Annotated in this window: 26 protein-coding genes; 10 read left to right on the top strand and 16 right to left on the bottom strand. The window is 73.3% G+C overall.

What is annotated here, in order from left to right; genetic code table 11:
* Positions 1-160: 160 nt before the first annotated feature.
* The 5 genes from ACFQ11_RS18020 to ACFQ11_RS18040 all read right to left on the bottom strand — a co-directional run bounded on the left by ACFQ11_RS18020 (position 161) and on the right by ACFQ11_RS18040 (position 4991).
* The gene (locus tag ACFQ11_RS18020; protein WP_378299948.1) at positions 161-979 is read right to left on the bottom strand and encodes a DUF2182 domain-containing protein; all 819 of its coding nucleotides are present in this window, start codon (positions 977-979) and stop codon (positions 161-163) included.
* On the bottom strand, positions 976-1629 hold the full coding sequence (locus tag ACFQ11_RS18025; RefSeq protein ID WP_378299950.1) for a DUF1326 domain-containing protein: 654 nt from the start codon (positions 1627-1629) through the stop codon (positions 976-978). Before ACFQ11_RS18025 ends, ACFQ11_RS18020 begins: the two co-directional genes overlap by 4 nt.
* A gap of 157 nt (positions 1630-1786) precedes the next feature.
* Positions 1787-2596, bottom strand: a complete 810-nt coding sequence (locus ACFQ11_RS18030; protein WP_378299952.1) for an ABC transporter permease — start codon at positions 2594-2596, stop codon at positions 1787-1789.
* A complete protein-coding gene (locus ACFQ11_RS18035) occupies positions 2593-4011 on the bottom strand; it encodes an ABC transporter permease subunit (protein WP_378299954.1) in 1419 nt (472 codons plus the stop codon). The genes ACFQ11_RS18030 and ACFQ11_RS18035 overlap by 4 nt, the downstream gene beginning before the upstream one ends.
* On the bottom strand, positions 4008-4991 hold the full coding sequence (locus tag ACFQ11_RS18040; RefSeq protein WP_378299957.1) for an ABC transporter ATP-binding protein: 984 nt from the start codon (positions 4989-4991) through the stop codon (positions 4008-4010). Before ACFQ11_RS18040 ends, ACFQ11_RS18035 begins: the two co-directional genes overlap by 4 nt.
* Positions 4992-5126: 135 nt before the next feature.
* On the opposite strand from ACFQ11_RS18040, the gene ACFQ11_RS18045 reads away from it, so the two are divergent.
* On the top strand, positions 5127-6245 hold the full coding sequence (locus ACFQ11_RS18045) for a sensor histidine kinase (RefSeq protein WP_378299959.1): 1119 nt from the start codon (positions 5127-5129) through the stop codon (positions 6243-6245).
* Complete coding sequence (locus tag ACFQ11_RS18050) at positions 6242-6898, top strand: response regulator (RefSeq protein ID WP_378299961.1); 657 nt, start codon at positions 6242-6244, stop codon at positions 6896-6898. The genes ACFQ11_RS18045 and ACFQ11_RS18050 overlap by 4 nt, the downstream gene beginning before the upstream one ends.
* Positions 6899-7060: 162 nt before the next feature.
* Here ACFQ11_RS18050 and ACFQ11_RS18055 read toward each other — a convergent pair whose 3' ends face one another.
* Positions 7061-7405 (bottom strand): RNA polymerase-binding protein RbpA, encoded by a 345-nt coding sequence (locus tag ACFQ11_RS18055; protein ID WP_026401712.1) that lies wholly within the window; start codon positions 7403-7405, stop codon positions 7061-7063.
* Positions 7406-7594: 189 nt separating this feature from the next.
* Between ACFQ11_RS18055 and ACFQ11_RS18060 the strand changes: the two genes are divergently transcribed.
* The 8 genes from ACFQ11_RS18060 to ACFQ11_RS18095 all read left to right on the top strand — a co-directional run bounded on the left by ACFQ11_RS18060 (position 7595) and on the right by ACFQ11_RS18095 (position 11237).
* Positions 7595-7924, top strand: coding sequence for an endonuclease domain-containing protein (locus ACFQ11_RS18060; protein WP_378299963.1), 330 nt, complete (start codon positions 7595-7597; stop codon positions 7922-7924).
* 25 nt (positions 7925-7949) lie between these two features.
* Positions 7950-8537, top strand: coding sequence for a hypothetical protein (locus ACFQ11_RS18065; RefSeq protein ID WP_378299965.1), 588 nt, complete (start codon positions 7950-7952; stop codon positions 8535-8537).
* Positions 8534-8737, top strand: a complete 204-nt coding sequence (locus ACFQ11_RS18070) for a hypothetical protein (protein WP_378299967.1) — start codon at positions 8534-8536, stop codon at positions 8735-8737. Before ACFQ11_RS18065 ends, ACFQ11_RS18070 begins: the two co-directional genes overlap by 4 nt.
* Before the next feature lie 69 nt (positions 8738-8806).
* The gene (locus ACFQ11_RS18075) at positions 8807-10045 is read left to right on the top strand and encodes a helix-turn-helix domain-containing protein (protein WP_378299969.1); all 1239 of its coding nucleotides are present in this window, start codon (positions 8807-8809) and stop codon (positions 10043-10045) included.
* A gap of 52 nt (positions 10046-10097) precedes the next feature.
* The gene (locus ACFQ11_RS18080) at positions 10098-10385 is read left to right on the top strand and encodes a hypothetical protein (RefSeq protein WP_378299971.1); all 288 of its coding nucleotides are present in this window, start codon (positions 10098-10100) and stop codon (positions 10383-10385) included.
* Positions 10382-10627, top strand: a complete 246-nt coding sequence (locus ACFQ11_RS18085; protein WP_378299973.1) for a hypothetical protein — start codon at positions 10382-10384, stop codon at positions 10625-10627. Before ACFQ11_RS18080 ends, ACFQ11_RS18085 begins: the two co-directional genes overlap by 4 nt.
* Complete coding sequence (locus ACFQ11_RS18090) at positions 10620-10886, top strand: hypothetical protein (RefSeq protein ID WP_378299975.1); 267 nt, start codon at positions 10620-10622, stop codon at positions 10884-10886. Before ACFQ11_RS18085 ends, ACFQ11_RS18090 begins: the two co-directional genes overlap by 8 nt.
* Before the next feature lie 144 nt (positions 10887-11030).
* Positions 11031-11237 (top strand): hypothetical protein, encoded by a 207-nt coding sequence (locus ACFQ11_RS18095; RefSeq protein ID WP_378299977.1) that lies wholly within the window; start codon positions 11031-11033, stop codon positions 11235-11237.
* A gap of 185 nt (positions 11238-11422) precedes the next feature.
* Here the strand turns inward: ACFQ11_RS18095 and ACFQ11_RS18100 are convergent, their stop codons facing one another.
* The 10 genes from ACFQ11_RS18100 to ACFQ11_RS18145 form a co-directional block, all read right to left on the bottom strand.
* Positions 11423-11614, bottom strand: a complete 192-nt coding sequence (locus ACFQ11_RS18100) for a hypothetical protein (protein WP_378299979.1) — start codon at positions 11612-11614, stop codon at positions 11423-11425.
* A 10-nt stretch (positions 11615-11624) separates the two neighbouring features.
* Positions 11625-12419, bottom strand: coding sequence for a CHAP domain-containing protein (locus tag ACFQ11_RS18105; protein WP_378299981.1), 795 nt, complete (start codon positions 12417-12419; stop codon positions 11625-11627).
* Positions 12420-12588: 169 nt separating this feature from the next.
* A complete protein-coding gene (locus ACFQ11_RS18110) occupies positions 12589-12741 on the bottom strand; it encodes a hypothetical protein (RefSeq protein WP_378299983.1) in 153 nt (50 codons plus the stop codon).
* Positions 12738-12983, bottom strand: coding sequence for a hypothetical protein (locus tag ACFQ11_RS18115; RefSeq protein ID WP_378299985.1), 246 nt, complete (start codon positions 12981-12983; stop codon positions 12738-12740). The genes ACFQ11_RS18110 and ACFQ11_RS18115 overlap by 4 nt, the downstream gene beginning before the upstream one ends.
* Before the next feature lie 16 nt (positions 12984-12999).
* Positions 13000-13263 (bottom strand): hypothetical protein, encoded by a 264-nt coding sequence (locus ACFQ11_RS18120; RefSeq protein ID WP_378299987.1) that lies wholly within the window; start codon positions 13261-13263, stop codon positions 13000-13002.
* Between the two features lie 28 nt (positions 13264-13291).
* The gene (locus tag ACFQ11_RS18125; RefSeq protein ID WP_378299989.1) at positions 13292-15274 is read right to left on the bottom strand and encodes a hypothetical protein; all 1983 of its coding nucleotides are present in this window, start codon (positions 15272-15274) and stop codon (positions 13292-13294) included.
* Between the two features lie 2 nt (positions 15275-15276).
* Entirely contained in the window at positions 15277-15633 is a 357-nt protein-coding gene (locus tag ACFQ11_RS18130; RefSeq protein ID WP_378299991.1) for a phage tail fiber protein, read from the bottom strand.
* A complete protein-coding gene (locus ACFQ11_RS18135) occupies positions 15633-16691 on the bottom strand; it encodes a hypothetical protein (RefSeq protein ID WP_378299993.1) in 1059 nt (352 codons plus the stop codon). The genes ACFQ11_RS18130 and ACFQ11_RS18135 overlap by 1 nt, the downstream gene beginning before the upstream one ends.
* Positions 16692-16701: 10 nt before the next feature.
* Positions 16702-17553, bottom strand: a complete 852-nt coding sequence (locus ACFQ11_RS18140; protein ID WP_378299995.1) for a phage distal tail protein — start codon at positions 17551-17553, stop codon at positions 16702-16704.
* An 11-nt stretch (positions 17554-17564) separates the two neighbouring features.
* Positions 17565-20792 carry a phage tail protein gene (locus ACFQ11_RS18145; protein ID WP_378299996.1) on the bottom strand — a complete coding sequence of 1076 codons (3228 nt, stop codon included), beginning with the start codon at positions 20790-20792 and terminating at the stop codon, positions 17565-17567.
* Positions 20793-20799: the final 7 nt, after the last annotated feature.

Raw genomic sequence — 20799 nt, forward strand, 5'->3', positions numbered from 1 at the left:
GCCGCGCACCGCCCCGCCGCGCACGGCACCCCCGAAACGTCCGGGAACCGCCGGCACCGGTGCCGTCCGGTGCCCGAAACCGGTCCCGGACCCCGGGGCGGTCCCGCCGCGGGACCGGTCGCCGCCCGGTCCCCGGCCGGACGAGCCGGCCGCGGCGGGCTCAGGCCACGGCGAGCGACAATCCGGGCGCGGCGAGGAGCACGAGCCCCAAGACGATCATCCCGGCGCCCAGCAGGCGCCCGAACACGACACCGCCCCGCGCCGTCTTCTCCACCAGCACCACCGCCGACAGCACCCCCATCCACACCAGGCTCATCATCCCCGCGGCCAGCAGGACCGCCATCAGCGCCCAGCAGCAGCCCAGGCAGTAGGCCCCGTGGCGGGCCCCGGCCCGCACCGCGCCCGCCCGGCTCGCCGCGATCCGCGGCCCGAACCGCACGACCACGGCCAGCGGCGACCGGCACTGCCGCAGGCACGCCCCCTTCAACGGCGTGAGCTGGTAGACACCGGCCACCAGCAGAACCGCCGCCCCGGCCCGCGCGACGACGGGGAAGCCCGCCGCCGACGCCGTCGCCTGGAACACCTGGAACAGCCCGTACGCGGCGACCCCGGCCGCCCCCCACACCAGCAGGTACCCGGCGACCAGCGCGTACGAGCGCGACCCGCCGAGGCCGCGCGCCCGCATCATCCGGCCGACGCGCACGATCACCGGCGCCACCGCGGGCAGCATCATCGCCGCCATCATCACCAGCCACATGCCCAGGAACAGCCCGGCGCTCATCGGCATCGGGGCCATGCCGCCGGAGCGGCCGGCGCCGGTCAGCAGCCCCATGCGCATGTCGGGCGCCGCCATGCGATGGACCGCCGCCCACGCCGCCGCGGACAGGGCCAGCAGCACCACGACGAACACCGACTCCGCCACCGCGGGCCGGGCGCCCCGGGCCCGCCCGGCGCGCGGCGCGTGCGGCGCGGCCCTCAATCCGGACCGCTCCAGTCGAACGTGATGTGCTTGCTCGAGGTGTTCCGCCGGTCCAGGTCGAACCCGAAGGCCTCCGCCCGGTAGGACAGGGCCCGTCCCCACGTCACGACCTGGCCCGGCCCGGTCTCGGAACCGGGGAGGCCGGTGCTCTGCGCGCGTTCCCCCGCGCGCGTGGTCGGGCCGCCGAGGGCCTCGACCCTCGCCTCGACCCGGCCGGGGACCTCCGTGCTCCAGCCGGCGAGATCGTCGTCGACCGTGACGGTGACGGGCGCGTACTCCAGGCCCCGCATCTCGGGGTCGAGCATCCGCACGAACTCGGCGGGCCATCCGCCGGCCCGTCCGCCGAAGACCCGCTCCAGCGCTTCACGCTGCGCCTCGTCGGCGCGCTCGTCCATGAAGACGGCGGCGCGAGGCTCGGAGTGGCCGCCTTCCCACACGTTCCCGACGAAAGAGCCGATCATCAGGACGTTGAGGCCGTCCAACGGCACGTCCCCGTAGCGGCCTTCGCGGATATGCCAGGCGAGCACGCCGTCGCAGTCGCCGTAGGTGGGCGCCTGAGCGAAGGTGCACGGGCACGGGATGTCGCACTTGCACGCGTCGAACCAGTCGCCGGTGACATGCCAGCGCGGTATCGCGGCGTTTTCGGTCATGGTTCCCCCCTCGTTCCGTTGCGGGAACCGCTCCGGTTCGTCCGGTTGAGCGATCCTCCGCCACGGGACGGGGCCCCGATCCCTCCCTCAAGTCTCGCAAAGCGCCTGGTCATCCACCAGGGCACGGAAGTAAAACAGCCGGGCGCCCGCGGCGGCGTCAGGCGTCGCGGCGCGCCAGCACCGCCCCGCCCAGCAGCAGCGCCAGTGCCGCCCACCCCGCCAGCACGCCCAGCCCGGCCCACGGCCCGATCGGCAGCCGCTCCAGCGCCCGTGTCGCCTGCACCGACAGGCCCGCCGGCATCGGCGCGAACCGCTCCAGCCGCTCCTGCCAGCGGTCGTCGCCCAGCAGCGGGACGACCACCGGCGCCGCCCACAGCAGCCCCAGCACGCCGGTCACGCCCCCGGCGGTGCCGCGGGCGGCCGCGGCGGCGCCCAGCCCCAGCAGCGCCACCAGCACCAGGTACAGCACCGAGCCCGCCGCCGCCCGCGCCGTCGCGCCGTCCAGCACCGACAGCGGCGGATGCCCGGCGGCCGCCGTGAACCCGTTGCGCGGCAGGACGAACCGGCCCGCCGCCAGCGACCCCGCCACCCCGGCCGCGCCCGCCGCCGCGACGAGGACGGCGACCACCGCCGCCTTCGCCGCCAGCACCAGCCCCCGCCGGGGCACCGCCGACAGCGTCGGCACGATCGTGCGGGTCCCGAACTCCGCGCCGATCGCCGCCGCCCCCAGCACCACGGCCGCGACCTGCCCCACCCGCACGCCCGACAGGCTCAGCCGCGGGACGTCCTCGAAGCACCGCGCCGGGGACGGGCACCGCGCGGCGTCCACCGGCCACATCACCGCCGCGCCCGCCGCGGCCGTCGACGCCGCCAGCGCGAACAGCAGCCACCCGGTGCCGCGCAGCGTCACCAGCTTGGTCCACTCCGCGTGCAGCGCCCGCACCGCCGCCGCGCCCCGCCCGCTCACGCGTCCCGCCGCCGCAGCAGCCACGCCGCGGCGGCGACCTCGGCCGCCGTGTACGCGCACAGCACCCCCAGGCCCGCCCACGGGCCGAGCGCGGTGTCGTAGCGCGGGACGGTCTGCTGCACGGCGAACCCCGCCGCCGGGGTGAGCCGCTCCACCCACCGTGCCGCCGCCACCGGCAGCCCCGGCGCCACGATCTGCGGCACCAGCAGCGCCAGCAGCACCAGCGTGATCGCCGGGGCGCCGCGCCGCACGATCACCGCGACCGCCAGCGACAGCACCGCGACGGCCGCCAGCAGCAGCCCCGTGCCCAGGACCGCCCGCAGCACCGTCCCGTCCAGCGGATCGGGGACCGGCCGCCCGGCGAGGCCGGTGACCAGCAGCGCCCCGGCCGCGGCCGCCAGCCCCGCGGCGAACCCGGCCGCCGCGACCACCACGGCCTTGGCCGCCAGCACCCGGCCCCGCCGCGGGGACGCCGCCAGCGTCACCGCGATCATGCGGCGCCGGTACTCGGCGGTGACGAACAGCACCGCCGCCGCCACGATCGCCGCCTGCCCGACCAGCACCCCGGTCAGCGCCATGCGGACCGTGTCGTCGGCGAACAGGTCGGGGCCGATGTCGCCCGACCCCGTCAGCGTGAACACCCCGCCGTCCCGGGTGGACCCGGCCCCCGCGGGCGCGGCCGGGCCGCCGGGCCCGGCACGGTCCCGCCACGCGCCGTCCGCGGCCCGCCACGCGCCGTCCAGGGCGACGCCGTCGAACGTCGCCGTCGTGTCCGTCGGCTCCCCGGAGACGTCCTCGCCGCCGAACTGCCGCACCACCCGCACCTGGTCGGGGGACGCGACGAACAGGCCCGCCGTCACCGCCTCCGGCAGCCCGTCCAGCCGCACCGCGCCGACCCGCAGCCAGGCGCGCCCGTCCGCCGACGCGTACCCGGTCACGGTCGGCCCCGACCGGGTGAGCTTCAGCCAGCGGGGCGTCGCGCCCGCCGCGCCGCCCGCCCCGCCGCTCTCGTAGCCGGTCTGCAGCCGCACCCCGTGCCCGGGCGTCACCATGATCGCCGCGTAAGGGGTGCGGGGGGCGGTGCTCGCCCGCACCATCAGCCCGGCCTTGGCCCACGCCTGCCCGGCCCGCTGGGAGGTGACGCGGGCGGTGATGCTCCCGTCCCCGGTGAGCGTCCGGTAGGTGTAGTGCCCCTGGTCGGTGACGCCCGCGGGCAGATCCCCGGCCGCCCCGCCGCCCGTGGACCGGGTCCCCGCCGCGGCCAGCAGCGCCACCAGGACGGTCAGCACGACCGAGCCCGCGAGCGCGAACAGCCACCGGGGGACCGACCGCAGCTTCGTCCACTCCGACAGCAGCAGCCGCCCGAACCCGTCCCCGGCCGGGCGGACCGTGCTGCGATACGGCCGGGCGGTCACGACGCCGCCCCCGGTCTCGGCCCGCCCACCGCGCCGCCGGACTCCGTGTCGCCGGCCGGATCGTCACCGGAGCGGGCGCGGAACTGCACGGCGTCCCGGGTCAGCTCCATGTACGCCTCCTCCAGCGACGCCCGGTGCCCGGCCACCCCCGAGAACGGCACCCCGGCGCCCGCCAGCAGCTCCACGACCCACTCGGCGGGCAGGCCCGCCGCCGTCACCGCGTCCCGGTCCCCGGCGGCCACCGTCGCGCCCGCGTTCGCCAGCACCGTCATCGCGTCCCGCCGCGCGGACGTGCGCACCTCGACCCGCCCGCCCGACGCCGCCGCCAGCAGCGCCGCGACGCTCGTGTCGGCGATCAGCCGGCCCCGCCCGATCACCACCAGGTGATCGGCGCCGCCCTCCAGCTCGCTCATCAGATGGCTCGACACCAGCACCGCGCGGCCCTCGGCGGCCAGCCCCCGCAGCAGCCCCCGGATCCACGCCACGCCCTCGGGGTCCAGCCCGTTGACCGGCTCGTCGAACATCAGCGCGGGCGGATCACCGAGCAGCGCCGCCGCGATGCCCAGCCGCTGCCGCATCCCCAGCGAGAACCCCCCGGCGGGGCGCCGCGCGACCTCCGCCAGCCCCGCCAGCTCCAGCACCTCGCCGACCCGCCGCGCCGGTATCCCGTTCGCGCGCGCCAGCCACAGCAGGTGATCCCGCGCCCGGCGCGCCGGATGCACCGCCCCGGCGTCCAGCATGCTGCCCAGCCGGCACAGCGGCGTCCGCAGCGACCGGTAGGGGCGCCCCCCGACCAGCGCCGTCCCGCCGTCCGGCCGGTCCAGGCCGAGGATCATCCGCATCGTGGTGGTCTTGCCCGACCCGTTCGGCCCGACGAAACCGGTGACCCGGCCGGGCTCGACGGTGAACGACAGGCCGTCGACGGCGACGGCCGCCCCGTACCGTTTGCTCAGCCCGCGCACTTCGATGGTCGCATCCATGGCCCGGACGTTACGGGCCGCGCCGGGGCGGTGTCGTCCCGCCGGGGAGCCGTCCCGCGCGTCCCCGGCGGCGGGGAACGCCCGTCCCCCCGCAGGGGGACGCGCCGCTCCGGGGCGCGCGACACAATGGCGTGCGTGACGCGGATCCGGGAGCCGGGATGGCGCGCGGCCGGCGGCTGCCTCGCCGCCGCCGCGGCCACCGAGGCGGTGCTGCGCGCCGGCGGGTCCGGCGAGACCCTGCCGCTGGCGCTCGTGCTCGACGTGTCGGCGACGCTCCCGCTCGTCCTCCTGCGCGGCCCGGACGCGGACGTCCCGGCGGCGCGGGCCGGGCCGGGCGGGGACGCCGGGGACCACGGCCCCGCCGCGGCCGACACGATCCCCGTCGCCGCCGTCGCGGCGCTGCTGCTGCACCGCGGCCCGGCGCTGGCCGCGACCGCCGCGCTGCTGACCGTCTGGGCCGTGCTGGCCCGCCGCCGGATCGGGCGGCGCCGCGCCGAGGCCGCCGCGCGGGACGCGTCCCGCCGCGCCGCCGAGCACACGCTGCTGCAGCACACCGCCCGCGGCGAGCGGGCCCGCATCGCCCGTGAACTGCACGACGTCGTCGCCCACCACATCTCGCTGATCTCGGTCCAGGCGGAGACCGCGCGGCTGGCCGTCGCGGGGATGCCCGCCGAGGGCGCCGAGCGGCTGCTGGCCATCGGCGACACCGCCCGCACGGCGCTGACGGAGATGCGGCGGCTGCTGGGCGTGCTGCGCGAGGACGCGGGCGAGGCCGGCGGGCCGCCCGACCGGCGGCCCCAGCCCGGCCTGCAGCAGCTCCTGGACCTGATCGACCAGACCCGCGACGGGTCGGGCGCCGCCGCCCGCCTGATCGTCAGCGGGCCCGTCGCCGCCCTGGGCCCGGGGGTGGAGCTGACCGCCTACCGGATCGTGCAGGAGGCCCTCACCAACGCGCGGCGGCACGCCCCCGGCGCCGCCGTCGACGTCGAGCTCGCCTACGCGGGGGAGGCGCTGCGGCTGACGGTGCGCGACAACGGACCCGGCCCCGCCCCCCGCCCCGGACCCGCCGGCGGGGGCGCCGCGGGGGCGGGCGGGCACGGGCTGACGGGGATGCGCGAGCGCGTCGCGGCGGTCGGCGGGGAACTGCGCACCGGCCCCGGGCCCCTCGGCGGGTTCGTCGTCCGGGCCGTCCTGCCCGCCGCGTCCCCCGCCGTGGGCGGGGGACGCGGCGGCCCGGCGGGGGCGGCGCCGTGACGATCCGCATCATCGTGGCCGACGACCAGGAGGTCGTCCGCGCGGGCTTCGGGGCGCTGCTGGGCACGCAGCCCGACTTCGCCGTCGTCGCCACCGCCGACGACGGCGCCGCGGCGGTGCGCGCCTGCGGCGAGCACCGGCCGGACGTGGTGCTGATGGACGTGCGGATGCCGGTGATGGACGGGATCGAGGCCGCCCGCCGCGTCGCCGCCGCGCCCGCCGCGCCCCGCGTCCTGATGCTGACGACGTTCGACCTCGACGAGCACGTCTACGACGCGCTGGTGGCGGGCGCCAGCGGGTTCCTGCTCAAGGACGTGACGGCCGAGCGGCTGTTCGACGCGGTCCGCGTCGTGGCGTCCGGGGAGGCGCTGCTGGCCCCGACCGTCACCCGGCGCCTCATCGGCGAGTTCGCGCGGCTGCGGCCCCGCCCGCCGTCCGCCGCGCTGGACGCCCTGACGCCCCGGGAGACCGAGGTGCTGCGGCTGGTCGCCGAAGGGCTGACCAACGCCGAGATCGCCGCGCGGCTCGTGGTGGGGGAGGAGACGGTCAAGACGCACGTCGGCCGCATCCTGCGCAAGCTCGCGCTGCGCGACCGCGTCCAGGCCGTCGTCACCGCCTACGAGACCGGCCTGGTCCTGCCCCGCGCCCGCTGACCCCCGGCGCCGCCCGCGTTCTGCGCCGCCCGCGTTCTGCGCCGCCCGCGTTCTGCGCCGCCCGCGTTCTGCGCCGCGCGGACGGACACGGGAAACGGCGACGGGCCCGCATCGTGCGCGCACGATGCGGGCCCGTCCCGCGAGATCACCCGGTCGCGGCGGTCAGGCGGTCTTCCTCCGCCCGGCCCGCAGGATCTCCAGCCGCTCCGCCAGGACCTCTTCGAGATCCTCGACCGTACGGCGTTCCATGAGCATGTCCCAGTGCGTCCGCGGCGGCTTCCCCTTCTTGGCTTGGGGAAGTTCGCCGTCGACCCGCAGGGCCGTGGCGCCGCAGTTGCGGCATTCCCAGGTCATCGGCACCTCGGCCTCGGCTGCGAGCGTCACGGTGAACCGGTGGCCCTTGGTGCAGGTGTAGTCCACCTCTTGCCGAGGGGCCAGATCGGTGTTGCGATCGTTCTCGTAGCTCGTGGCTCCGAGTCGGGTGCCGCGAAGTGCGCGCTCGGCCATCGTCACGTGCCTCCCAGACGGCTTGCGGTCTTGCCCTCACCAACGCTGAATCTCGTGACAAGATTCCCCGAACCTGCGCCGTTCTAACCATGGCGTTATCCCTGCTGGTCAGGGGTGGCCGTTTTACAGGACTTGCGACAGTATCCGGCGTTCACGTGCAGCCTCCCGAGAAGCCCAGCAGGGGAGAGCGTGAAGCGGTTCGTCGAGACGAACGGATCCATCCAGTACAGCGTGATCAAGAGCAAGCCTCAACACTGGCGGCTCGCCTACTGGGTGGACGCCACCTGTGAAGTCAAGGACTGTGACGCGGCGGGCCTGTATGGCGGCCTCGTGTTCGACCACTGCCATGCCCATGGCTGGATCCGTGCGGTCGTCTGCCCCCGCCACAACATGCGGCTCGGCGTCATCGACGCCCTCGTCCGCGAAGACGGCATGGACTTCTCTCAGACCCGCTACGGCCCCATCCTCACCAACTGTCCCGACTGCAGCACGACTGTGGCCGCATCGCGCCACACGTGAACCTGATCATCAACTCGGGTGTCGAATGAGCATCGCCTCCCGCGCCACCCCCAACGACAGGATCAACATGCGCATCCTCCTCGCCCTGATCGCCACCTGCCTCGGCATCGGCCTCGCCACCGCCTGCGCCGCCCCCCAGGAGGTCTCCACCGAGCCCGGCGCCCCCGCCGCCGCGGACGCCGGCGGCGACAGCCCCGAAGCCCCCGCCCCCGAGTCGCAGGTGACCAAGGTCGGCACCTGGGCCACCGCCGACGACGGCATCGCGTTCCGCGTGTCCAAGCTGAAGAAGAGCACCGTCGGCGCCCTCGCCTCCGGCGGCCGCCCCGGCGACCCCGCCGTCGTCGCCACCATCCAGTTCCGCAACGGCTCCAAGCGGCAGTTCGACGCCACCATGGTCACCGTCACCGCGCGGCTCGGCGCCGACGGCGTCGAGGCCGAGCAGGTGTTCCAGGAGGGCACCGACGGCATGTTCGACGGGACGATCTCGCCCGGCCGGACCGCGACGACCACGTTCATGTTCGCCGCGGAGAAGACCGCCGACCTGAAGGCCGTGAGCATCGAGGTCAACCCCGGCTTCGAGTACGAGAGCTTCCAGTTCGAGGGTGGCCTGTGACGGCGAAGCCCTGCGGCACTCACCTGCGCATCGAGGGCGGCGACGACGCGGTGATGCGGCTCGTGGAGCGCCTGGTGTTGCTGCCCGACCGGGCTCTCGACCGTGTCCAGCTCGTAGCGGTGTCGGACCCGCGCCCGACCGGGGCGGGCGCCCGCCGGACCGTCGACCTGTTCATCGGGGACGCGACGATGCGGGCGTAGACCTGCACATGCGTGGGCCCTGCGCCTAGCCTGAGAGGTGTCGAGTCTCATCAGGAAGGTGCAGGGCCTATGAATGACCGTAGCATCGATCCCACTGACCCGGACCTGACCATTGGCGACCGGATCCGGTACCACCGAGAGCGGCGCGGCATGTCCCGCCAGGCCCTCGGCGAGCTGATCGGCCGCAACGGCCGATGGGTAAAGGCAGTCGAACGCGGCGAGATCCAGGACGTGAAGCTGCCGCGGCTCCTCGACCTCGCCGAGGTGCTACGCCTCCAGGACGTCGCCGACCTCGCTGGCACTCGGCCAGTGCCCATGAGTATGTTCCGCGGGCCCGGCCACCCCGCTCTCGTCCGCGTCCGGGACGCGATCAACTCCGTCGCCATTGGCCGCACGGACTCGCCACCGTCGCTGGACTACTTGGAGTTGCGACTCCGCGCCGCATGGCAGGCACGGCACGCGGCCCCCGACCATCGGACCGTCCTCGGCCGTCGCCTGCCCGACCTGATCCAGGACGCGAAGGCCGCCGTCCGCGGGCACCAGGGAGCCGACCGGCGCCGCGCCCTCGCCCTCCTCGCCGGGACGTACAACCTCACCCAGTTCTACGTGGCCTACCAGCCGTCGGCGGACCTGCTGTGGCGCGTCGTCGAGCGCAGCCTCATGGCCGCCGAGGAGTCCGAGGATCCGCGCGCGATCGGCGGCGCCGTCTGGCTCGCCGCGCAGGCGCACCGCGACGCCGGGGACCTCGACGCCGCGGAAGCCGTGAACCGTGAGGGTCTGGAGCTCATCGCACCGCACGTCGAGGGCGCCGACGACGACCTGCTCGCAATGTGGGGCGCGCTCCACCATGAGGTCGCATACACCGCAGCACGTGCCAAGCAGCCCGGAGTGGCGTGGGGGTGGTGGGACCGCGCGGACGAGATCGCGCAGCGGCTCCCTGCTGACCACTATGACCTCATGACGAGCTTCTCCCGCGCCATCATGCCCGCGCACGCCGTCACCGTCGCCGTCGAACTCCGGCACGGCGGGGAGGCCCGCAGGCAGGCCCGGCGCGCGGCGAAGTCACCGATCCCGTCGCAGCCTCGCCGCGGCCGCCATGAGATCGAGGTGGCGCGCGCGTACCGGCTCGCCGGGGATCAGGAGCAGGCGCTTGCCATGCTGAAAAGGGCGCAAGGCACGGCGCCCGAGACGATTCGGTACAACGGGCACGCCCGCCGCATGTTGGCCGAGCTGGTGACCGAGGGCCCGGCGGGGATGCGCCCGGCGGCCCGGGATCTCGCCGACCGGGTGGGGGTCCTGGTCAGGTAGGGGACAGGAATACTGTCCCTTCCGACGTTCGCGGCTGGTCACGCTATGCGACATGACAGCCGATCAGAGTTGCGACGCGGGCCTGACCGACCGGCTCGGTTTGCTCAAGGCCGCCCTGCACGGCAAGGGCTACGAGGCCGAGATTGACGACGGCGTCCTCACCGTCTACGGGGCTGAGCGCGGCGGATCCATCCCCGCGATCACGATCACCTGCAAGCGCCGCCCCGCCGACGGCGACCGGTGGTGGTACTGGGCCGGGGGTGCACCGGTTGACGAGGCGACGCACGTCACCGACGCCGTCGTGTGGATCATGGGCAGGCTTGCCGGGGCGCCGGCATGAGCGGCCCCGACGAGCACCGGGTGCCCGAGTTCGACGAGGAGCGGGGGCGCAACCTTGGCCAGGCCCTCGCCGCCTACGAGTTGCTGATGCAGGCCGTCGGCACAGAGACGCACCCCACTGAGGACGCCGCCCGCGTCGAGCATCTCAGCGGTGAGCTGATGGCCGCGGTCGTGCGGTGGGAGGAGCGTAGCCGCGCGCGGCAGGCTGCCGCCGCCGAGGTGGAGGTGGCGGCCGATGCTTGAGATCTTCGGTCCCGCGGAGAAGTTGCATGCCGCCGTGCGACGCCGCGTCCCGCAGGTCGCTTGCGCGCTCATCAGGGACCCGGAGACCGGCCTGTCGCGGGTGCGCGTCACCTACCGGGAAGTCGGGCCGCGGGAAGTCGAGTGGGACCGCGCCGCATACCGATGGGTGGCCAGCGGGGTGGCACTTCGGGCCGACCCCGAAGAAGCTGCCGACGAGATCGCCGACGAGCTCGGCGTGACCCGGCCACCAACCCCCTAGACCGGGGGCGGCGGCGCGGTATCCGGTAGCTCCGTCCTGCTGCCTCCTTCCAACCCGCGGCCCCGGGCACGATGCGCGGTAAGTCCCGGGGCCGCGGCCCCAAACCCCCTACCTGATCGTGAGAGGAGGGATACGGTCAGCGACATGCACCGGTTCACCGACGAAGGCCGCCGCGCGCAGCAGATCCCGTGCCTCGCATCTGGAGGGAAGCACGCCCTGGATCCCGTCATGGCGGAGCAGGACACGTTCTACTGCCTCCGCTGCGGCGCCGTCGCCAAGGACAGCGTCTGGTACGACATGGAGGAGGCCCCTGATGGGAAAGACGATCGAGGTGAAGTGCCCGGGCTGTGACGGCACCGGGTACAGCCAGAAGACGAAGGCGAACTGCCGGATGTGCGGCGGGACCGGCAAGATCAAGGGCCCTGCGTAGATCCCCGGGCACGACGAAGAAGCCCCGTCCCCTGCCGAAGCAGAGGACGGGGCTTCCGTGTGCCGGTCGGGCTTCCCCACCCGCCGACGTTGACCAGGCTACCGGCCTACCGGCGCAGGTCGTCCGAGACGCGGGCGTTCGGGACGGCCGCGACGATGCCGAGCGCACCCAGCACCGCCAGCGCCACACCCACCCACTCGCCGGTCGTGACGACGTCGTCGGCCATCGCGGTGCCGAGCGTGCCGCTCCCGGCGACGACCGCCGCCACGAGGGACTTCGCGTAGCTTCCGATCTTCATGGTGGCCTCCTCAGACCTTCTTCAGGTCGTACTTGCCCTGGTTGCGGGCGACCGCCGAGTGGAGCTGCTGGAACGCCCACGCGTCCACCCGCTCCCCACGCGCCGTCGCGTCACGCCGCTCCCGCGCGGCCTTGCTGCCGACCGACACGCGCACGAGACGCAGCGCCTCGGCGGTCGCGTCGCCGTAGTCCCCGTCCGTGCCCCACGGCTCCAGAGCGTCGCCCTGACCGGCCGCGCGGATCATCTCCTGGAGCGCCTGGACGCGCTCGCCCTTGTCGCCCTTCTTGAGCCCGAGCAATGGATCCTCCTCACTCGCCGACCCGTCGGACGACGAGCCGCTGTAGTCCGGGCGCCCGTATCCGGCGATCACCGACGCCGAGCGGATGCGGCGCAGGCACCGGTCGCCGGTGTTGCCCTCGATCGTGGCCAGCCGCCCATCCGGCAGCGCCTTCTCGACGACGCCGACGTGGTCGATCGCGCCGATCGAATCTGAGAAGCCCCAGTCGAAGAACACGATGTCGCCGGGCTTCGCGCGGCGCACGTTGCCGGGGGTTCCCGGGTACCAGCGGCCGATCTTCTGGAAGTCGGCGGCGTGCCAGGGGGTGTATGCGCGGTCCCCGGCCGGGAGGACGGTGTCGGCGTTACCGCTTCGCCGTGCCCAGTAGGTGACCGCCATGTCGCACCACGGCGCCGTCAGGAACGCCGCCCCGTGCCGGGACGCGTAGTCCCTCGTGATGTAGTTCGGGCGGCCCGACAGGCCCAGCGACTTGCGGGCCTCAGCGAGCATGCCCGCAGCGGTGCCCATCAGAGCCTTCCCATTCGCGCCGCCCGTGCCGCCCACTCAGCGAGCATCGGGGGCTCTATGCCCACCTCGTTACCGGCTCGGGGCGGACCGAAGATGATGTTCACCTGCGGTCGAGGGGTCTCGCGCTCCAACTTCTTGCCGGTCCGCTCGACGGTGATCCGGACGCCCATCAGCCCGCCACCCCCTTGTACACGCCGTCCTGCTCGGGCTTGCCGTACAGCTCGCGCAGGACGTCCTCTTCGTCGGGCTCCGTCGGCTGGTGTGCACCCGGGTAGACGTCCACCCGCGCCATCAGCTCTTCCTCGTTCTCGGGTTCGCTCATCGATCTCCACATCCCAGGTCGGCTCGAAGCTGCCGGACCTCCCGCTGAATCTGCGCACCCCGCACCGTCCCCGGCGGCGCCGCCGGCTCATCCAGAGCGGCCATCAGCTCACACCACCGCTGATCCGACTCCCGCTGCGCATGCGCCGTGTACCAGACGTTCACACCCGCCACCAGCACCGCGGCCACCAGCACCATCGCCAGCGACCACCACGCCCGCACCGCGCCCGTCTGCGTCAGCACCCGCGTCCTCATGGCGTCAGGGTGCAGTGGTAGACGATGAAGACGAGGGCGAAGACGGCGGCAGAGGCGGAGGCGGCGACGACGGCGGCCCGGTACCAGGCCCATGCCTCGCCAGAGCCACCGCCCCCGCCAGCCCCGGCATCGACACCAGCGCCATGTAGATGACGAGGAGCTCGACGCTGGGCTTGTCCTTCAGCGCCTCGATGATGAACGCCGTTCCAGGCAGCACCAGGCACGCCAGGTCCCGCACGACCGTCACCCACGCTGGACCACGCCACACCCGATCACTCCCTCTCTCGCCGTGCACGTCATCGCCGCTCCAAGTTCTTCAGCCTCTTGTCCACCCAGGACGGCCACCGCGCGAACGACGGCCGCGGCCCCCCGAGCGCGAGCGTCACCTGCTCGCCGCCGTCACCGTCCAGGTCGATCTCGACCTCGTGCACCCGCAGGGTCGTGTCGACCGCGAGCCGCCCCGACGGGACGATCAGCCGCACCGTGTCACCCACCCAGATGTGATCCGGCCCGGCCCATCCACCGCGCGCGAGCGTCACCGTGTACACCGGCCGGATCACCTGGCTTTCGGCGAGCTGCCACGCCGCGCGCTGATCCAGCGTCGCCTGCAGCGTCAACCCGTCGTCGCCGAACACGGCGTCCCACCGGCCGGCCGGGAAGTTGCCCGGCTCGCCCAGGAACGCGGCCTCCCGCTCAACGGCGGTCGTGCCCTCCGCGCCCGTGTACCTCAAGGCGTTCGCGTACGCACTGGGGTTGACTTCGCGGGAGATGCCCGCGGCGAGGCCGCCCAGGATCAGCACCACACCCCGGTCGGTGCCGCGCTCGGGATGCCACACCTCCAACTGCAGCCCGGACGCCGACGTCGGGGTGATGTCCCAGTCGAACCCGCTGAGCGTCTCCGACAGCTCCTGGATCCGCTCGCCGATCGAGTCCCCGGCCTCGTAGGTGCGGTCCCGGTTGACCCCCGTCGGCGTCGTCCCCGACCACGCCTTGGAGATGCCGAGCGCGCCCGCCTCCTGCTGCTGCGTGGTGTCGATCAGCCCCCAGGCGATCTCCGCCTGATCCGTCGCCGAGTACGTGAGCGTGTCGGTGGAGTACAGGGTCCTGCGCGCGAGGACGGCCCGGTAGTCCAGGCATGTCACCTCGACGCGGTGCTCGTTCTCGTTGATGGAGTCGCGGGTCTGCCCGACGCGCATCCGGTCCAGCTCTTCCGTGACGCCGTCCGCCCGCGTGAACAGCAGGTGCACGTCCGTGCTCAACTCCTCGATCGCGTCGGCCTGCGCATGCCGCCCATCGATGCTGAAACTGAGGTCGGAGTTGTCGTTGAGCCGCGCCGTGTAGCGGCGGCTCGAAGCCTCCGTCAGCGCCAGCTCGTGCCCACCCTCCGCAGGGCCGAGGACGAGCTGCCAGCGGGTCCGCGGCCGCGGCGGCAACCCGATCCCCGTGTCCGCCGTCCCGCGCGCCGACAGCGTCAACAGCCCAGAGAACGCGGCGGCGCCGCCCGACACCGCGGGGGAGCCTGCCCCCGTCAGCGTCGCCGCCCCGGCGAACTCCGCGGATCCGGCCACGCCCGGGGAGCCCGACGCGCCGAGCGCCAGCGCCCCCGACAGGGTTGCCGACCCCGCGTGCGCCTCCGAGAGCGGCCGCAGCGTGATCGTCCACGTGATGACGTTGTCGGTGGAGATGCCGTTCGACCATGCCGGCGGCGCGAACGTCGTGCCCGCCGCGCGCGCCACGGCGAGGCCGTCGTCAGCGATCGCCGCCGACGTCGACCCGCCGCCACCGACCGGCGTCGGGTTCGCCCGCTCGGTGTACCCGCTCGGTGGCGTGTAGTTCGGACTGGAGTCGGTCGCCCGCTCCTGGATGATGGCGAGCGCGGCCGTGTTCGCGTTGACCGTCGTCACGCTCGGGTTCGCGTGCGTCGTCCCGGTGACCGTCTCCGCCCGCGAATCCCACGCGTCGATCGGGAGCGACTGGTGCACCCCGCGGTAGACGACGATGATCGCGGTCTGCTTGTTGATCGTGGACTGCGTCAGCGACAGCGAGCCGGTCTCATTGATCCCGTCGCACACCCGGTAGTAGACGCGGGACTCCTGCGTCCCGCCCGACACCTCCGACCCCAGCAGCGCGAGCGGCGCCGGGTTCGTCCACGTCGCCGAATCGTCGCCGTTCCACGCCAGCACCGCCAGGTCGCCGGACTGGATCCCGGCAGGCCAGCTGATGTTGAGCGTGCCGGTCGACGCCGTCGCCGACGACGCGCCGACGAACGTGATCGCCACGGTCAGATGGTGGCGTCGAGGTCGCCGGCGCCGATCGTGTACGTCCCCGCGGTCGCGAACGCCTGCGACGCGGTGAGTGCACCGCCGCCCCGGAACGTGGACCCGTCCCAGCCGCCGACGTGCGTGACCGTCGTCCCGGCCGGGACGTTGAACACCAGGTCGGCCGAGTTCGACTTCACGCCGGACGCGGCCGCGCCCCACGTGACGGACTGTCGGGCGTAACTCCCGCCGACCACCTCGGACGTGCCGGCGCTGCCCGGGTCGGCGGTGTGCAGGCTGATCGTGGAGATCGGGACCGTGCCGCCGGATTCGTCGATCAGGTCGAGCATCGCGTTCTTGACCGCGCTCGTGAAAGCCATCAGCTCGCCGCCTCGTAGGTGATGGTGAACCCGAGCTCGTCGCTCGCGCCGAACGCCATCGGGCTGGTAGGTGTGACGACCGTCCCGTTCATCGACAGTCGCACCCGATCCTGGACGTTGACGTCGATGAAGCAGCCGCCGTCCTGGTAGTCGTTCGAGCTGTCGTACAGGTAGCCCGACCCGGTGCGGCGCCCCACCGTCTGCGTCCGCGCCAGCACCGGCAAGCTGATCTCGTAGAAGCCGCTGCCGACGCTCACGCCCGACGTCCCGAACCGAATCCACGCGGTGCACGTCACCATGCGCCCGTACCGGATGTACCGGCCCTGCGCCGTCGAGCCTGTCCCGAGCGTCGGGTTGCTCGACGTCGCCGTCAGCGTCGGCGTGTACGTCGACCACTCGCTGCCGCCGCCATCCCGGCGCGGGATCTCGAACCACGACGACCCGTCGGTGATCTCCATGCACCCCAGGTCGGTGCGGTACACCCGCTCACCCGACAGCGGAATCGCGGGCCGGTCATCCGCCCCCGTCGACTGCCGCAGCCACGACGGCGCCGTCAACCCCGAGATCCGCGTGTCGGTGATGTCGGCATCCGTCACCGAGATCTGCCCGGCCGCGACCGTCACCAGCGCCAGGCTGATCGCCGACGGCGGCAGCGTCGGAGTTCCCGAGCCCGTGTCCTCCTGCAACTCCACCGCGAACTCGTAGGTGTCCGCCGCGAGCGTCCCGTCGTACAGCTTGTCCTTGACGTACAGCATGATCCGGTGCGTTCGGGACCCGGACGCGGGCGCCGCCGGCACGGTCACGTTCACCGTCGCGTCGCTGACGCACATGTACGTGCCCTGCAAGCTGACGTCGTTGCCGGTGACGACCGCGGTCCCGCCGGACACGTCCACGGACATGTTCGCGCCCGCGCCGCGCTGCGACACGATGAACGAGTTGTTGACCGGGCCTTCGCTCGACCACAGGCCGGTGAGCATCAACCGCAGCGCCCGGCCGTCGTACTCGAACTCGGTGTCGCCCATCGCGGCCTGCATGAACAGCGGCCGGTACAGCGTCATGCGCTTCTCCTCATAGCCATGCGGGCCGGTAGGTGATGATGGCCGCGGCGCCCGGCTCGGACGGAGCGGGCGCGTATCTGATCTGGTTCAGGCCGGGCTGCAACTGCCACCACGACGTAGAGGTGAAGTCGATCAAGTGCAGGCGGGTTGTCGCTGCGTTCGACAGCAGGTTCGCCGTCCGCTCCCGCGTGTCGATCTCCACGTACTCGCCGGACGCCAACGTCAGGCCGGACGTGAACGTGATCTCCTCGCCGGTGGTCTCGTTGACCAGGCTCGGCGCGGTGCACGGCCCGTACAGCTTCGCCGTGAAATGACTGGGCACCGCACCCAGATTCGTGAGCAGCGACGCGCCGGTCTCCTGCGTCGCCGTCAGCGTCAACGGCAGCGTCACCGGCAGCGAGAACCCGTCGCCGGACGTGTCGACATCTGCGACGACGGTCTCCTCGGCGGCGACATCGGCCTCCCAGATCCCGTCCGGCGCGACCCACCCCACCGAGATCTTCCGGGCGTCGATCCGCGCCAGGTCGAGTTCCAGCGGCTTGTCGAACTGGCTGACACGCAGCCGGATGCGGCGTGCCTGCGACCAGCCGTCGTCCTCCACCACCAGGAACGGCCGCACCCGCGGATGCAGGTAGCGAGCCAGTTCGTCCTCGACACCACGCGGGTCCTGGGTGACGAGCAGCTCGATGCTGACGGCGCGGGACCCGAACAGCATCGTTTCGTCGCGGACGCCGTCGTCTTCGGTGCGGTTCTCGGAGACCTCCCGCACCTCGGGCATCGGTGCGCTGAGTCCCTGCAGGAAAATCCCGTCCGACTGGCGGGGGAGCAGGACCATCTCCCGGGCGCCGTCCTGAAGCGACACTCTCGTCAGCATCAGAGGCTCGCCGCTCTGACGGTGAACCCGAGCCGGTCGGCCAGCAGATCCACGTCAGCGCGCTCCCTCACGACGACCTCCTCAATGTTCACCAGCGGGCCGCTGCGGCCGCCGTACGCCGCGGCGGCCTCCAGGCTGGGGAAGACCGGTTCGGGGCGGCCCAGGTTGTTGATCGCGAGGGTCGCGCCGGGCTGCAGCATGCCGCCGCTGTCGTAGGTGGCGACCCGGGCGCCGCGCAGCGCACGCAGCAGCGGATCCCGGTCGTCAGCCGGGTCGAGGTTGCGCTGCCGGTAGACGCCCAGGACGCCGCCGCGCGCCATCGGCCGCAGGATCGCCGACTGCCCGCCCCTGCGGGAGCGCTTCACGCGGGGGCCTTCGTTGCCGCCGATCGTCTCGTAGACGCCGCCGCCAAGGTTCTTGGCGATCACGTTGATGTGGCCGGTGCCGCGGTAGGCGCCCAGGTCTCCGGGGCGGCCCTCGGAGCGGCCCACATGCCGCATGCCCGCTACATAGGACGCGACCGCAGCCGACGGATACCCCTTGTACCGCTTGGTCGCCCGCGCCTGCTTGATCGCCTCCGACACGAAGATCGCGCACCACGGCGCCCCGGGCATGCCCCACATTCTCGTGAGCCAGTTGTTGTTCTCGCCGCGGTCGTCGCCCCGCCCGATCATGGAAGCGGCGGCCTTGACCACGCCGTGCGCGTCGCCGCCGAACGCCTTCTTGAACGTGTTGATGATCTGCGACGCCGCACCCCACGCGCGGGACAGCATCTGGGGAACCACCTTCGACATGGCGGTGCCCCACTTGTCCTTCGCCAGATGCCCCGACCCGGGGACCATGCGGGCGGCGAGCCGGTCCCACACGCCCTTCGGGTCGGCGAGCAGGTCGACGCCGCTCTTGGCGATGCCCGACACCTTCCCGGCGACCTTCTTCACCGCACCCAGCACCGAGCCCAGCACCCCGCCGCGCTCGAGCATCTGCAGGTGCCCGCCGGCGGCCGCCCACAGGGCTTGAGCCCTGCCGCGGTACTTCGGGTCCGTCGGGATCACGAACTCCGGGTAGGCTTGCCGTCCCTCGCCGACGATCGCCATCGGGCCGTTCGTCATCATCGGTTTGGCGGGCATCGGGTCGGCGAGGGTGCCGCCCCGCGCCAGCCCCCGCACGCGGCCGAGCTGCAGCCCGCCGGGCAGCTTCAACCACCCCATCACCGCGTTCCACAGGCGGCGGATGCCGCCGTTGTAGCCCTCGTTGATGATCCAGTTGATGGGCGCCTTCACCGCGCCCGGCAGCCGCCGCCAAACTGCGCGGACCGCGGCGACCCCGCGGTCGAACGCGCCGGCGATGGCGCGCATCCCGCGCCGTGTCACGTCGCCGAGCAGGTCCATCACGTTGCCCGTGAACGTCTTCGCCCAGTCCCAGTGTGACCGCCAGGACAGGCGCAGGGGCGGCAGGCCGTCGGTCAGGCGGCGGTGCAGGCGCCGCATCCCGCCGGCCAGGGCGCCGCCCGCGTCGGTCAGCCCGCGGGTGAGGGCGCCGGGCAGCCACGCGACGAAGCCGCGCACGTCGCCGCCGATGTTCTTGAACCCGTCCTTGAAGGCGCCCTTCACCTTCGGCCAGAAGTGGACGGTCACCGCGCCGAGCGCAGCGCCGGTGAACCCGCCGAAGATCTGCCCGATCATCCCGCCGAAGAACGTCGACCACGACAGGAACGAGTTGCCGTCCTCCTTGGTGGACTCGAACCCCTGCCCGACCCCGGAGATCTTCGTCGAGGCTTCGGTGGCCTTTTCACCCAGCCCGCCGAACGCGCCCGCCACGGTGTCGACGGCGCCCTTCAGGGTGTCGGTGAAGAACGCCGCCACCTCCGTCAGCAGCTGCTCCATGGCGGGCCACAGCTTCTGCCAGGTCTGGTAGGCGTCGCGGAACAGGTCGGCGAGCCCGCTCAGCGCAGGCTTGATCCACTCGCGCCACGCGGTCGACACCGCCCGGCTCACGGCCGACCAGGCGCCGTCGACGATCCGGCGGAACGTCTCCGACCGCTTGTAGGCCAGGACGAGCCCGGCGACGAGCAGGCCGAGAGCGGTGACGATCAGCCCGATCGGGTTCATCCTCATGACCAGGTTCAGGACCCGCATCACCGGGGTGAGGATCCGGATCGCGGTCGTCAACGCGACGAACCCGCCGACGAGCAGGGTGAGCACCTCGGGTGGCAGCGCGGCCAGGATCCCGGTGAAGCCCTTGACGATCTCCAGGGAGATGCCCGATAGCGGCGCGAACGCCGTCGCCAGGTTCACCACGATCTGCACGAGGTTGCCGAACGTCGTGGACAGGGCGGGCAGGTTCTGTCGGACGTAGTCGATGAAGGTCTTGAACCCCTCGCTGCTCTTCAGCGACTGGCCCCATGCGGCGAACCGTTCCGTGAGGCCCTCGATGCCGCGGGCCATCCCGGGGGCGTGCGGCAGGAACGCCTCGAAGATCCCCCCGATGCCCTTGGCGACGTTGCCCGCCGACCGCAGCAGCGCCGGCAGCGACTTCTTGGCGATCTCGTTGACGCGTTTCGCCCAGTCCTTGAACCCGCCATGCTTCACGCCGCGCTCGATCGGGACCAGGAAGTCCCAGAGCGCGTCCGCGCCGGTCTTCACTAGGGGGGTCAACGCGGGCAGTGCCCGCCGGAGAATGTGGATGCCCTTGGAGAAGACGGGCATCGTGTCGTCGCTCAGGCTGTCGGACCACGCCTTGAAGTCCTTACGCAGCCCGATGAACGCCTTCGCCGTCTCCCGCGTCGCTGGCGGCAGCGCCGCGAGCTGCTTGTTGTAGGCGGCGGTGGCCTCGGCCGCCTCCTTGGACCCCGCCCCGTACTGGACGGCGGCCTCCCGCGCCTTCGTCCACGCGTCGGACACGTTCCCGACACCGGCCAACTGCGACTTGGCGGCGAGCCCGAACGCGCCCAGTGCCACCGTCGCGGCACCGAACGCCGCCGTCATCGCGCCCGCACCCGCGACCACCGCCGCGCCCGCCGCGCCCGCGGCCGGCGCGACCGTCAGCAGCGCCGACGCCAGCGTCGCGGTCCGGCCGGTCAGCGCCGCGAACGTCTTGGAGGTCCGGGCACTGGACACCTCGGCGCGGCCGAGGCGGTCGGACAGCCGGTCGGCATCGTCGGCCGCGGCACGGAACGCCTGCGACGTCTGGTTGTTGCCGATCAAGTTCAGCATCACCGAGCGCGCCACGACACCA

It is taken from the genome of Actinomadura sediminis, from assembly GCF_042675525.1.
Classification (GTDB): domain Bacteria; phylum Actinomycetota; class Actinomycetes; order Streptosporangiales; family Streptosporangiaceae; genus Spirillospora; species Spirillospora sediminis.

Bases quoted from the DNA above. Each gene is read 5' to 3' on its own strand.
- ACFQ11_RS18025 (WP_378299950.1), bottom strand. From the start codon at position 1,629: ATGACCGAAAACGCCGCGATACCGCGCTGGCATGTCACCGGCGACTGG.
- ACFQ11_RS18040 (WP_378299957.1), bottom strand. From the start codon at position 4,991: ATGGATGCGACCATCGAAGTGCGCGGGCTGAGCAAACGGTACGGGGCG.
- ACFQ11_RS18055 (WP_026401712.1), bottom strand. From the start codon at position 7,405: ATGGCCGAGCGCGCACTTCGCGGCACCCGACTCGGAGCCACGAGCTAC.
- ACFQ11_RS18065 (WP_378299965.1), top strand. From the start codon at position 7,950: ATGAGCATCGCCTCCCGCGCCACCCCCAACGACAGGATCAACATGCGC.
- ACFQ11_RS18075 (WP_378299969.1), top strand. From the start codon at position 8,807: ATGAATGACCGTAGCATCGATCCCACTGACCCGGACCTGACCATTGGC.
- ACFQ11_RS18080 (WP_378299971.1), top strand. From the start codon at position 10,098: ATGACAGCCGATCAGAGTTGCGACGCGGGCCTGACCGACCGGCTCGGT.
- ACFQ11_RS18085 (WP_378299973.1), top strand. From the start codon at position 10,382: ATGAGCGGCCCCGACGAGCACCGGGTGCCCGAGTTCGACGAGGAGCGG.
- ACFQ11_RS18090 (WP_378299975.1), top strand. From the start codon at position 10,620: ATGCTTGAGATCTTCGGTCCCGCGGAGAAGTTGCATGCCGCCGTGCGA.
- ACFQ11_RS18095 (WP_378299977.1), top strand. From the start codon at position 11,031: ATGCACCGGTTCACCGACGAAGGCCGCCGCGCGCAGCAGATCCCGTGC.
- ACFQ11_RS18100 (WP_378299979.1), bottom strand. From the start codon at position 11,614: ATGAAGATCGGAAGCTACGCGAAGTCCCTCGTGGCGGCGGTCGTCGCC.
- ACFQ11_RS18105 (WP_378299981.1), bottom strand. From the start codon at position 12,419: ATGGGCACCGCTGCGGGCATGCTCGCTGAGGCCCGCAAGTCGCTGGGC.
- ACFQ11_RS18110 (WP_378299983.1), bottom strand. From the start codon at position 12,741: ATGAGCGAACCCGAGAACGAGGAAGAGCTGATGGCGCGGGTGGACGTC.
- ACFQ11_RS18130 (WP_378299991.1), bottom strand. From the start codon at position 15,633: ATGGCTTTCACGAGCGCGGTCAAGAACGCGATGCTCGACCTGATCGAC.
- ACFQ11_RS18135 (WP_378299993.1), bottom strand. From the start codon at position 16,691: ATGACGCTGTACCGGCCGCTGTTCATGCAGGCCGCGATGGGCGACACC.